The 12,295-nt window shown below is 34.9% G+C and carries 10 protein-coding genes; 3 read left to right on the top strand and 7 right to left on the bottom strand.

Annotated features, from left to right (window positions below):
* Window positions 1-15 precede the first annotated feature (15 nt).
* Window positions 16-3,444: a DUF4132 domain-containing protein gene (locus BPMYX0001_RS13610; protein ID WP_033798984.1), complete on the bottom strand. Its 3,429-nt coding sequence runs from the start codon at window positions 3,442-3,444 to the stop codon at window positions 16-18.
* Between the two features lie 261 nt (window positions 3,445-3,705).
* On the opposite strand from BPMYX0001_RS13610, the gene BPMYX0001_RS13605 reads away from it, so the two are divergent.
* Window positions 3,706-4,008, top strand: coding sequence for a hypothetical protein (locus BPMYX0001_RS13605; RefSeq protein WP_003202614.1), 303 nt, complete (start codon window positions 3,706-3,708; stop codon window positions 4,006-4,008).
* A 186-nt stretch (window positions 4,009-4,194) separates the two neighbouring features.
* Window positions 4,195-4,734: an STM3941 family protein gene (locus tag BPMYX0001_RS13600; RefSeq protein WP_033798983.1), complete on the top strand. Its 540-nt coding sequence runs from the start codon at window positions 4,195-4,197 to the stop codon at window positions 4,732-4,734.
* A gap of 501 nt (window positions 4,735-5,235) precedes the next feature.
* Here the strand turns inward: BPMYX0001_RS13600 and BPMYX0001_RS32675 are convergent.
* The 5 genes from BPMYX0001_RS32675 to BPMYX0001_RS13575 all read right to left on the bottom strand — a co-directional run bounded on the left by BPMYX0001_RS32675 (window position 5,236) and on the right by BPMYX0001_RS13575 (window position 9,503).
* Window positions 5,236-5,475 (bottom strand): PoNe immunity protein domain-containing protein, encoded by a 240-nt coding sequence (locus BPMYX0001_RS32675; protein WP_255291956.1) that lies wholly within the window; start codon window positions 5,473-5,475, stop codon window positions 5,236-5,238.
* Entirely contained in the window at window positions 5,424-5,630 is a 207-nt protein-coding gene (locus BPMYX0001_RS34075; protein ID WP_033798982.1) for a hypothetical protein, read from the bottom strand. Before BPMYX0001_RS34075 ends, BPMYX0001_RS32675 begins: the two co-directional genes overlap by 52 nt.
* 120 nt (window positions 5,631-5,750) lie before the next feature.
* Complete coding sequence (locus BPMYX0001_RS13585; protein WP_033798981.1) at window positions 5,751-7,346, bottom strand: multicopper oxidase family protein; 1,596 nt, start codon at window positions 7,344-7,346, stop codon at window positions 5,751-5,753.
* A 119-nt stretch (window positions 7,347-7,465) separates the two neighbouring features.
* Entirely contained in the window at window positions 7,466-8,749 is a 1,284-nt protein-coding gene (locus tag BPMYX0001_RS13580; protein WP_006095377.1) for an aminopeptidase P family protein, read from the bottom strand.
* A gap of 178 nt (window positions 8,750-8,927) precedes the next feature.
* Window positions 8,928-9,503, bottom strand: coding sequence for a hypothetical protein (locus BPMYX0001_RS13575; protein WP_006095376.1), 576 nt, complete (start codon window positions 9,501-9,503; stop codon window positions 8,928-8,930).
* Between the two features lie 221 nt (window positions 9,504-9,724).
* On the opposite strand from BPMYX0001_RS13575, the gene BPMYX0001_RS13570 reads away from it, so the two are divergent.
* Window positions 9,725-10,747, top strand: coding sequence for a hypothetical protein (locus BPMYX0001_RS13570; protein ID WP_006095375.1), 1,023 nt, complete (start codon window positions 9,725-9,727; stop codon window positions 10,745-10,747).
* 268 nt (window positions 10,748-11,015) lie between these two features.
* On the opposite strand, the gene BPMYX0001_RS13565 is transcribed toward BPMYX0001_RS13570, so the two are convergent.
* On the bottom strand, window positions 11,016-11,987 hold the full coding sequence (locus BPMYX0001_RS13565; protein ID WP_006095374.1) for a DUF3994 domain-containing protein: 972 nt from the start codon (window positions 11,985-11,987) through the stop codon (window positions 11,016-11,018).
* Between the last annotated feature and the right edge of the window lie 308 nt (window positions 11,988-12,295).

Raw genomic sequence — 12,295 nt, 5'->3', positions numbered from 1 at the left:
ATGTCAGTTCCTTTCTTATCGCTTGCTGCGCCAGTTTTCATCACGGCCAAGATTCGATTCTGTTGCCCGTTTTATATCATATAAAATTTCACTGAAAAAGCGTTCCGATACTTGCTTCGGTAAAACGCGTCTCTCATGATCAATTTCGTCGTAGTCATATGAACCGCGGCTCACCGTGCCTGCTTTGTAAAATTGAATTTCAAAAACGCACACATCCTCCTCACCTTCATATCCAACCGGTGCCCCTTCAAACGCAAGCTCCGCCCCTAGTCCGGCGCGAGTATCTTCTTTATAGAATGTATAATATACACCGGCATCTTGAACCGATCCACGACTCCAGCCGTACTTCGTCATCTTACCAAACAGCGAACGGCCATTGATCTGGATACCAGCAAACCTTTCCACAGTGACTTCCTCATTCTCCTCAACCTGAAATACTTCGCGGTCAATTTGCGGAAATGGCTGAGTAACCTCATAATCTTCTAGCTGTTCCTTCCATAATTCCCTTTCGTCCTCGGACAATTCTAACGGATGAATTAGACCGATAACAGTGTCTGGCGTAAGTTCATGCTCTTCTTCTTCAATCGTATTAAACGTGCCATCCTCCATATAGCGGAACATCGCAAGCAACTTTCCTTCCTTATACTCACCCCAAATAAGGGAGATAGCAAACTGCTGCAGAATTGGATTTTCTACAAACAGAGACTTCCATGTATTTTGTGACCAATAGCGATTCAGAGAAAGTGCTGTTTCAAGACGCTGCGTTTGCATCGTAATCATAGTTCGGAGCTGCTTCTTTATAGAGGATAACTCCGCCTTAGCCTCCTCAGCTTTTTCCGCATCATCTTTTGCATTTGGTTTCGGAAGCGACTTTATTCGTTTTCCTTCTCCCGTTTTTAGCTCAATTTTCAAGTTTGGAGTTAAATAGGCAGTAAATGTTCTGCTGCCGTAATCAATTGTCTTTTCACCGCGCTTATTAAACCCAAGGTCTGGGACAAGCTGATCTTCTAGCTCTTCTTCTGTAATACCACGCGTTTTAGCAGCGAGACTCAGCGCTTCTTTCGCAGCATTACGCACTTGCTTATGTTTATACTTAAATGCCATCGCATGGATAGACATTAGCCCAATATGTGATTGGGACAACGCTAGCGCCTGAACAGCTGCAGCAGCAATCGCTCCGCGCATACCAAGCGCCCACTCATCAATCTGCTTTTTGAGTTGCATCGCCATTTCATCATCACTGTAAATACCGTACAACGAAAGAATACCGCGTTTCTTCGATTCCGCGCCTTGAGAAACCCAAAGCTGATAGATCGCTTGTATATTTTCCTTCAAATCTTGTTCGTTAAGAGCAGCGCTTATTGCTTCTGCTACTTCCTTCTTCTCAATAACAGAATCTGATACGTACTGCTGAAAATATGCAAGAGGAATCATTGCATCTGCAATGGTATCGGAATCGCGGAGACGAATTTGCGGTTCAAATCCGATCCACTGCACAAGTGCATTCCTTTTTTGCGGCGTTAAAATACGCGTGCAAAGAGCTTCTATACTTCCTGATGCTCCTTCTAATTCCCCGTCACCAAGCAATGGGGCAAACTTCTCCGTCAAAGAAGCGTTTTTCTTTTCTTGTAAAGCTTCCTGTACAAGCTTTGTATATTTGTCAGTTTTATAATATAAAAGTGTTTGCATTGCATTTTCGCGAACAACTTTCTTTTTATGATTTAATTCCTTTGCTACATCTTCTGCAGCTTCCGTATCTTTTGTAAGAAGTTCAACTGCAGCGGTACGTACCTTTTTAGAGGAATCCCCAAGACTTTGAATGAGAAGATCACGCGTCTGAACTGCGTTATCCTTTGCCAACTCATCCAAAATAAAAATCCGTTCATCTGCAGAATACTCAGGAAATTCACCTTTCACATACGCTCGTTCTTTTACAAACAAACGAACGAGTGCCTCCGTCGCCTTATCTCGCTTCTCACTATGCCCGGAAGCTTGTTCAATGGAATAAGAAACGAGCTTCTCCATCGATAAACCGTAGGTAAGCAGATCTTCCAGCACCTGTTCTGGCGAGTTCTCCATAGCAGCATACCGCTGCAGAAGTTCATATAAACTATAGTTATACCCTTTCCCAAGTTGAAGCGTAAGAGTGGCTTCCCTCTTTGCTGCTTCCTCTATATCCCAAAGTAATGCAATTTCTAAAACAGGCATTCTCCAGTAATTATTTCTAAACTTCGAGCTTTCGAACCATTGCTTCATATCCTCAAATGATAAAGTGCCTAATAGATAGTCACGATATGTACCACGTATGTCAGATGATTTCGTTTGAAGGACAACCGTTAAAAACTCTTCACGTACTTTGTTTCTATGTAGCTCGTACCCTTTTTCCGCTAAAAGCATTGATACGAAAAGGTAATGACTTTGACTTAAATATTGCAGTGTACGCTGCACAAATTCCGGTTGTTCTTCCACCATTCGAAGCAACAATTGATATTCATATACGCGATCAAAATCAACAACACCTAAATGATGCTGCGTAAGGCGATATGCAAAAAATCTTTCCTCTGAAATACCGAATTGTTCACACAAATCTCGAGTTGTTTCATACAATTGTGCATAAAAACTTTTTGTTTTTTTGTAATTTCCAGACTGTTCAAGAGTATGGCTGACATGTGAAATTGCATAATTCATAAAATTTTTTACAGAGCATTTCACTAACAATTCCATATATCTTCTTGCAACATCCGAATGCGGATACATACGAAAAATTTGCTGCCAAGTAAAGTCAGGTAAAGATGACCCAGCAAATACTTTACTAACAGCTTCACCTCGAACGTACCTTTGAGCTGCTTCAATCTTCTCTTCCGCTCCACTTAACCTCAATATATACTCCGCATGCTCTTCCAATTCTTCTTCCAGTAAAGAACGATAGGGAAGAAATCTCTCATAATCTGCATCTAACATAACTAGAAGCAAAAGTAATTTTTGCTGACCTGTTATAACTTGCAACTGTTCTTCTATATACTTCGGATTCTCCCTTATTAATTGTCTAAGAAAAACATCCGCTTCATTTACAGAACGCGAAAGATTCGTTAAATACTTACAAGCAAATACTACAAGTCTATCGAATGAAAGACCGCTTTTTTCGAAATAAACCTTTATATCTGGAAAACTCATATATGAAAAACGCACGAGAAGAACATTCAACAATTGATCCTCAAGTAAATGATAGAATAACCGAAAAAACACTGGATCTTTCTTATATGTTTTCCTAAAGTCATTCATGAACTGCCAAGCAAAATCACTACGCTTATTTTCGCGAATGGTCGTTTGTTCTATATGCTTTAAAACTTCTTCATCTCTCGTCTGCAAGTAACGCAATGCTAATTCTTCTTGTGCTCCTGTCATATTAAGGTGTTGAAACAACTGATATGTACTGACTGCCATCCTCTCTGCCTCCCTAGTTCTTTTATAAATTCATCGTTATATCATATACATATGATATAACCTATTCTCTCGCATATCTGAAATTCCAGATATAAAAACACGGAATATATTTACATTATTAGTATATCATATCAACCCGAATACGAACATACGTTTCTTTAAAACGATCATTAAAAATTTGATATAAAGATAAACAAAGTAAGTGATGAGCGTTTTCATGGTATGATGTATAGGTACTAATTTTTTAAATTATAAGTTTTTATGAAAAAACGTATGGAGGCATTGATTGGCAAATATCAACTAACATATGAAAGAAGAGCTATTGGCGATGTTTGTAAATGTATAAAAGTTGTGCCAAGACATGAGGAAGCATTACCGATAGGTTGTTCGAAAATGGGGAGAGCTCTTAATTTACCCGTATTATTTATGTATCCTACATATAAAGAGCATCCCCTTCATTTTATCACTCAATTAAATTTAGAAGAATTGCACAACGAACAAACACGCAAAATGGTTTACCGGAAAGTAGAATGTTATATTTTTGGATTTCAAATGAAGATTTAAAACATCGCCGCTTTGAGAATGTGTGTTGTATGTTGCAGTCCTGTTGGGCGAAATAGATTATATATAAATTGAAAAGGCACATAAACTTTTCAATTTATATAGGATAGGCATTTTGCTTTTGGTTCTGCATAGCGATGACGAATATGTTGGAAAATCAAGATGGATTTATATGAGTGGGGGAATCGTATGAGAAAATATGATATTTATGAGTCAAAGAGAAAAGTAGTCGGATTATTTTTTTTGACTTCGGTAGTTGAAGTGATGTTTCTCTTTATTGTTATGTATGCATTTTCGTCTGAGGAGCCTAATTTCATAGTTGGATTTTTATTTGGAGCTCTTGCATTCGTTGTACTAATTGCTCTTTGGAAAGTTATCCAAAAAATGCTTACGAAAAAACCAGCCATCATTTTAGAACAAGAATACATTACAATTATTAACAATCCAAAATATCCTGTGAAAATTGCTTTGGAGGATGTATTAGGCGTTTTACCTTATGCAATCCAAGGGCAAAAGTATTTAGGATTTGTGATGGAAGATGATGTTGAAGATCGATATATTGCCTCTATACCTTCAAAAGGACAACGACTGTATCGAGTTAATAAGCGCGCTGGATTTATACCATTTAATATTCATATGAATTTATTGAAAATCGACGGAGAAACATTACTTGAGAAGTTAGATGAGTATGATATAAGCTTTTTAATTCCTGAAGATGAAGCGAAATAATATAACAAAAGAATTAATTTAGATATATGAAAAAAAAGAACATCTTGATAAAAAAGATGTTCTTTTTTATTTTTAATTTTAGAACCATTAGCTTTATAACCCGTTTATATGTTTACAATAACAGTTATTAAAATCACTCCATAGCATTTAACCTTCTCAAATTAAACCTCGTCAGCCTGTATCTGTTTAAGTACGTCTGGCTTTACCTCTTCTAAGGATATTCCTTTATCAGTTTTTCTTACCCTCTCCGCAAGCGAAGCCTCTCCACCTTAATCTCATCATTGATTTTCTTACTGCTGTCTACATGATACTTATTGACTCATTCGGTAACCTTTCCTGGTCCACCGCCTTGCTTTCCTGCCAATGTACCGTTTCCAACTCAACTGGTATAGCCTTTGAAGGAAGCTAATTCTGCTTCATTTGGAAACTTACTAATTTTACCTAATTAAACGACCGAAAAATAGAAAAATATATCATCATGCTTTATATTGGAGAATCAAGCTATTTAGCTTTAAAATGCACCATATCATACGGATAATAAGGAACATTTTTTAATATACTATCATCCAATTCTAAAATTTTTACAATTGCTCCACTTTCAAAAATCCAATAGCCAAAATATAGTTTTTCATGATGTTTATGACAATCATACCACCCCATGTCTTTATGCCCAGCATACCATTCTTCTATCAAGTATTTCTCCATGAGTTTACTAGCTTTTGTATCATCTTTGCACATAATGACATTAACAAGACTTTTAAATGGTTTTTCAAATAACCAAATACTGTTTTGAGAGTTCCCTTCTTCTCTACTAAATTTACAAGAATATTAAATGTATTCTTATCAATTTCTAACATAATACCTATAGAAAGGTATTCGTAACATTCCCAGATCATACTCCTCCACCTTCATCCGGGCATGATCAACATATGCATTAACACTAGCAACCAAAATTAATAAAGCAGCTATCCATAAGATAACTGCTTTATATTATTATGAACTACATGAATTTTATATTATTCTGGCTTATTTGGAATGTTAGAGTTTGGAACATAATCAGATTTGTAATCTGTATATTTCACTTCTGTTACCATCCCTGCTGAAGCATGGTGTAAATCATGACAGTGGAACATCCATTCCCCCGGATTATCTGCTACAAAGGCTACTTCATATTCTTCTCCAGGTTTCAAGTTCAAAGTATCTTTAACAATTGGAGAACCTTCTATCCTTTTTCCATCTTTACTTAATACTTGGAAGAAATGACCGTGTAAATGCATCGGGTGATCATCTGTTTTAGAGCGATTTACTAATTTTACTTTTACTAAGTCACCCTTTTTCACTGGAATTGGGTCGATATCCGGAAATACTTTACCGTTAATTGTATATACCATTTCATTTCCATTCATTTGAGTATTCAAGTCCATATTATATGTGACAGTAAACTGCTGGTCTAACGTGAAATCACCTAATTTTTTAGCACCATATTTCGTCATATCTAATTTTGGTAGTTTTTCTTTTTCATTTGCCTTGTCTTTCATCTCTTTGCTGCCATCATATTCAATAACAGCTTTCATTCCTTTTGCACCTTTATCTTCTGAATGGTCCTCAACATACCATTTCCCAGGGTTGTTAGCAGTAAATTCAACATCATAACGTTCACCTGGTGCAATTGAAATTACTTTGTCCCTAATAACTTTTGGATCATTAATTGGTTGGCCATCTGTCGCAATTACTTTAATATCATGACCATGAACATGGATATCATGTGATAGGTAACCAGCATTAACTAGTCGAAGTCGAACTTTGTCTCCCTTGTTCACTTTTAATGGCTCCACTAAATCCCCGCTTTTACCATTGATTGTGAATAAGTCATACATGCTCATATCATGACCTTTCATCCTCATATTCCCATGATCCATTCCTTTCATATCATCATTCTTTTTCGTATTTTTATTATCCATACTAGATTTATTACCGTCTGCTTTTTCTGTTTTCCCTTTTGTCATTTCTTTTAACTGCTTATCGATTTCTTTTTTATCTGTTACCCATTCATCTAACATTAATGTGTAATCTTTATCATACTTTTCATTTGTATCTTCTACAACGAGAGCACCATACAAGCCTCTATCTAGTTGATTTACAGAATCTTGATGCGAATGATACCAATACGTTCCTGGTACGTTCACTTTAAATTCATAGGTGAAACTTTTTCCAGATTCAACCGCATCTTGTGTCACACCTGGAATTCCATCCATGTTATTTGGGACAGGATACCCATGCCAATGAATAGATACTGGTGCAGATAATTCATTTTTTAATGTCACTTTAACCTTTTCACCTTTTTTCACCCTAATCTCTGGTCCAGGAGATGAACCATTAAATGTCCAGACTGGAACAATAACACCGTTACTTAGCTTTTGTTTTTCTTCTTTCGCTATTAAAGTAACTTCTGATCCTTTTACAACTTTCAATGGTTTTGTAGCCGTTTCAGTCTGTGCTGTTTTTTTATCATTCATATTTTTATAATCATTTGTTGTATTTGTGATCGCAGAACATGCAGCAATTAAAGATATTACGGAGACTGTAACTGCTGTTAATACAAATCTCTTCATGGAAAATCCCTCCTTTTGCTTTTTCAAGATTATTATATAAGACGATTTTCGAGAAAATATGGAGATGCCAAATGAACAAAATAAAAAGACGCCCAAAAATTGAGCGTCTTTTACATTTACTATTTTGTAACAACTTGTCTTTCCTTAACGTTTTCATTAGTTTCTCTCATAAACTCTTCAATCTCTTCAACCGTTCTAATGATATCTTTTGACAAATTTTCATACCCGTCCTTTGTGACAAGAATATCATCTTCAATACGAATTCCAATTGATTCTTCTTCAATATACAAACCTGGTTCTATCGTAATGACCATACCTTCTTCTAATACTCTATCTTTGTATGTTCCTACATCATGAGTATCTAAACCGAGGAAATGGCTCACACCATGATAATAATATTTAGATAGTTCCTCATCTTCTTGAATTAAACCAATTTCTTTACACTCTTCTGCCAGTACTTTTTTTGTATGTTCATTTAATGCGGCGAATTTTAATCCTGGCTTTATAAGTTCAGTCGTTTCTTTTAATGCCTTTAATACAATATTATATATTTGTTTTTGGCGATTAGAGAATGTTCCACTAGCTGGGAATGTGTAACTAATATCAGCATTGTAGTAGTCTTTTTGAGCACCTAAATCGAGCAGTACTAAATCACCTTGTTGCACTTTTGCATCATTATCTTCATAATGCAGCACAGTAGCATTTTTACCACTCGCCAAAATTGTATCGAATGCATGATATTTAATACCAGACGATTTTAATGTGAAATCAAAATGCGCTTCTAATTCATATTCCATTATGCCTGCTTTCGCTTGTTTCAGCACATTATAAATACCCTCTCGAGTAACCTCAATTGCTTCTTTTATTTTTTTAATTTCTTCATCTGTTTTGAACACTCGTAATTCACAAATGTTCGGATAGACATTCCCAATTGAAAGATGAGGATACTGTTCTCTTACGTGCTTCGCAAATGCTAGCGCCTTCGTCTCAGTACCTTTCCAATTACGACGTTCTAAATCTAAATACACATGTTTCACATTTTCTGCGAAAAGTGTATTCGCAATTGTTACTTCAAAACTTTCTATATATACAACCTTCTTAATACCAGAAATATTTTCTGCTTCTTCTTTCGAAACGGTTTTACCAACCCATTTTTCAAGCACTGGATCTGGTTTTTCAATGAAAAGAGTTTCTTCTACACTATCTCCAAACTTTTTTAAAATAAAAATAACATTTGGCTCATCGATTCCCGTTAAATAGTAAAAATTTCGATTCGGCACAAATTTATAGTGTGCATCAGCTGACATATGTGGTGCCTGTCCGGCAAATAAAATAGTAATCGATTCATCTGGCAATGTTCTCGTTAATCGTTCTCTATTTTGGGCAAAAAATGTTGGCTTCATAATAATCCCCCTTGAATTCTATGTATCAAAACAAATTATCCAATGTAATTCATTTTATTATTAATTTTTCGTCAATTAACAATTATCGTGTAGAAAGTAAAACATTAATCAGTGAGCGTCCTACTGCCAGCCATTTCTATCACGCCTATTCCTTATCTAGCTAAATACTGTTAGATTTTTAAGAGATTGATGGATACCAAGAAAATTTTGTATCACTATCAAGTGGTGTATCCTGGGTTTCCTTTTTGATTATGCTGAACCATTTGTTTAATATTTGAGCTTTTGGTAATTGTGAGGCAGGGTCGTCTTCCCAGATGATGTGTGAAAACCAGGCCTTTGTTTCCCATTCAAATTGCAGTTCTGCAAACGAAATTGTAGGATGGTCCGCTTCATAAAATTGTCGATTTACTGCATCTGAAACTTCCGAAGCTTGTGGTAACAACTCATTCTTAATTCTATTTTTAATCGTCTGATTTTCTAACTGATCCCAAAAATACAATTGCCCGTTCATTTGATAAAAAATATCAAATGAAGCCTCACCATTTTTCAAATTAAGCAATATAAAAGCACGTTCCACATTATTGTCAGCAGCTTTTACAGTATTGATAATTAAATTTTGTGCAATTGAGACCCAATAGCTATTGGCTTCTTCTAATGGGGATTCAACATACAATTCTTCATTTAATTCATTGAGGGTTGCCTCATTATTGTTTACTTGTTCCACTTTCTTAAAAAATCTATTGAAAAAACCCATGATTTCTCCTCCTCTTTTTCATTCCCTTATAATACATTTGAATAATTAGATAATATTGACAATGCAATCATATCATTTTCAGATGAGGTATGAAACCAATTTAATGAATGGAGTTTGTTCTTGTATTTACTTTGTATATTTGAGAAACTGAATTTAAACAAAACCTTTGTTTAAAGTAAGGATGGAAATTAGAAGTTCAATTTTGCAAAGATGGTGGGAAAATGGAAGAGAAAAAAACAAGAAGTAAGAAATATTATAGAATTGCTTTTCTTGTATCAACAAGTTACATTTGGTTTTTGATTCTAGCGGCATACAGTATGGGGATTCCGCAATATATCAAGTTGCTCGGGGAGATCGCTCTAATAACAGCCTTTACATGTTACTTTTCCGTGCCTATTTTTTATATTGCTTTGCCTTTAGTATATATTCGCGTTGTACTTTCCTGTTTCCGTATATACACTTCAGAGCGAATGTTGGCTTATTATGCACTTTCTTGTTTTGTTTTAGGGCTTGCTTTATTTCTTCCTTTAAAAATTTATGGTTTTTATGAGGAGAACTACATATTCACGAAGCAGGTTCATGATCAACGTATTGAAGAAAAAATAAAACAAGCGATTGAAAAAAATAATGGTCCCATTCAGATTACATATGTGACAAGGGAAAGTGTACTGCAATCGAATGAAGGTTCAGGAAGTCCTGTATATCCCAAAATAAACATTCATTTTGAGTTATTAAACTGTGCTAAACAAAATGGTAGAGGCAGTGGCTTTTCATGTGAATCTTCTGTCGAAGCATACTACAAAGATAAAAAGTGGCTGGTAGATTATGATTCAAAAGAAAATACAGGTGTTATGAGTCTATCTAAAGATAACCAACGTGCTGTAGAAGTAGAAAAGCAGCTAGCTCTTACTCCTGAGGAAGAGGTAAATATCTGTAACAATGCTGAATCGAAAGCGATTCAATATGTGAAAAATGAGTATAATTTGGATTTAACAATTGTTGAAAAAACGTTTAATAAGCATACAAGTTCCTACAAGAAAGAAAATAGACCATCGAATGCAATTCATGCGCTAACCATTAATGGATATTTAAACACGGATTCCCAAAAAGATATCACGGTTAGGGTAGAATATGATCCGATTGCAAGGGAATATTGGTCTCATATCTATGAAATGAGCGATGGAGCTAAAAAGGAGATAGAAAAACAAATCGAATTAAAAAAAGAGATACATAATAAAAAATGAAATAGCAAAACAAACATCCCCCATGTCTTCTATCATATATAGTGAGCCACTGGTTGAGGTGTTTGTTTTCGTTTTAGAAACAATATATAATTTCTCTTCAATTGTAAATTTAGCCATAAGAAAAACACCTCCAATTGTTAGACTGTGTCTAACAATTGGGGTGTACTTCACTAAAGGTGGATTTCTAATTTTTATATTTATCTTTCTCCTGTTAACAAACTATTTTATATTCATTTAATATCTTCTTCAGCAATTATTATTTCATTTATTAACTTTGTTTCACATACCTAGTTGTATTAAATGATTTATCGTTGAATAATTGCAAGTTCTTTCTATCATAGTTTTGAACTTTATAATCTATGTCTTTTTGAACAACCTCTGCTTCTACACCGTTTGACATTTGTTTTGTGATATGTAGTTTTAATGTTAAACTAGCTTTATCATATTCCCATGTACCTTCTATATGGTTCGTTTTCTTTGGATACTCTTCTGCATTGTAAACTTCGAAAGTTTTAGGACTTCCACCTTTTAAGATAAATGATGGTTTAAATCCGTCAGAAGTCTGTACACCCCAGTTACCAATTAATTCAGTACCATCTATTACGTTCTTCTGTACCGCATCATAGTCGATTCCGGCTTTCTTATCTAAGTCTTTAATATCTTTAACCGATACTGTACCATCACCGACTTTTGTATTCTTATCTTTAAGTGAGTTAATTGCTTTATACCAGTATTCGTCACCTTGTTTCAGAATCTTCTCTGACTCTTCAACCATTTCTTTGTCAGTCTTTTCGCCTTTTTCTCTAGTTGATTTTCTAGTAAACACTTCTTCTACTATTTTGGAGGACTCTCTAAAGTAACCAGTCGCTTTTTCAAGGTTTTTCTGTTCTTCTATATACTCTTTAGGTGGGTCTATAGATTCAATCTTATCTAATACCCCATCCAGTTCTTTTATTGAATCTAATACGTCTGATTTCTTTTTCTTGCCGTCAAAGAGTTCTCCTATTGTATCATTATGCTTCTTAAATATAGTATCAAACTCTTCAACTAGTCCAACTACCCTAGTTGTGTAGTCTTCTTTTGATACCTTCACTTTCTTAACAGAAGACTTCTTTTCATCTTCTTTAGCGGATTTAGACTCTTCTGTCTTTGTTTCCTGAGATTCAGTTTTATCCGATACCCCACAACCGAATAATAACATAACTGGAATTGCTACACCTACTAGTTTCTTTGCTTTCATGACTAATTTATCCCCTTTAAATTTTACTGATTAAAACCGTTTTCGTTACTTCCACCATATCCATATTATTCCTATATATCGTACCATTCACCTTCTTCAACGTCAAAGTGTCTTTCCTTGAAGTCTTCATTTCTTCTATAGGGATTTTCAAAGGTTTGTTAACACAATGGCTTTATGTTAACAAAAGGTGCTTTCATATACAGAAAACACCTTTTCAATCTACAACTATTTTTTATAATCTATTACTTTTTTCTATAGTCTAAAACATTTTTTAAATCAAAAAAATTTGCTCAATCTTATTAGTCACC

Origin of the sequence: Bacillus pseudomycoides DSM 12442, assembly GCF_000161455.1 — a bacterium.
GTDB classification, from domain to species: domain Bacteria; phylum Bacillota; class Bacilli; order Bacillales; family Bacillaceae_G; genus Bacillus_A; species Bacillus_A pseudomycoides.
This window is presented reverse-complemented; position numbering and strand designations above follow the sequence as displayed.

Coding starts and splice junctions, on each gene's coding strand:
- BPMYX0001_RS13610 (WP_033798984.1), bottom strand. CDS start 3,444: ATGGCAGTCAGTACATATCAGTTGTTTCAACACCTTAATATGACAGGA.
- BPMYX0001_RS13605 (WP_003202614.1), top strand. CDS start 3,706: ATGAAAAAACGTATGGAGGCATTGATTGGCAAATATCAACTAACATAT.
- BPMYX0001_RS13600 (WP_033798983.1), top strand. CDS start 4,195: ATGAGAAAATATGATATTTATGAGTCAAAGAGAAAAGTAGTCGGATTA.
- BPMYX0001_RS34075 (WP_033798982.1), bottom strand. CDS start 5,630: ATGATCTGGGAATGTTACGAATACCTTTCTATAGGTATTATGTTAGAA.
- BPMYX0001_RS13585 (WP_033798981.1), bottom strand. CDS start 7,346: ATGAAGAGATTTGTATTAACAGCAGTTACAGTCTCCGTAATATCTTTA.
- BPMYX0001_RS13580 (WP_006095377.1), bottom strand. CDS start 8,749: ATGAAGCCAACATTTTTTGCCCAAAATAGAGAACGATTAACGAGAACA.
- BPMYX0001_RS13575 (WP_006095376.1), bottom strand. CDS start 9,503: ATGGGTTTTTTCAATAGATTTTTTAAGAAAGTGGAACAAGTAAACAAT.
- BPMYX0001_RS13570 (WP_006095375.1), top strand. CDS start 9,725: ATGGAAGAGAAAAAAACAAGAAGTAAGAAATATTATAGAATTGCTTTT.
- BPMYX0001_RS13565 (WP_006095374.1), bottom strand. CDS start 11,987: ATGAAAGCAAAGAAACTAGTAGGTGTAGCAATTCCAGTTATGTTATTA.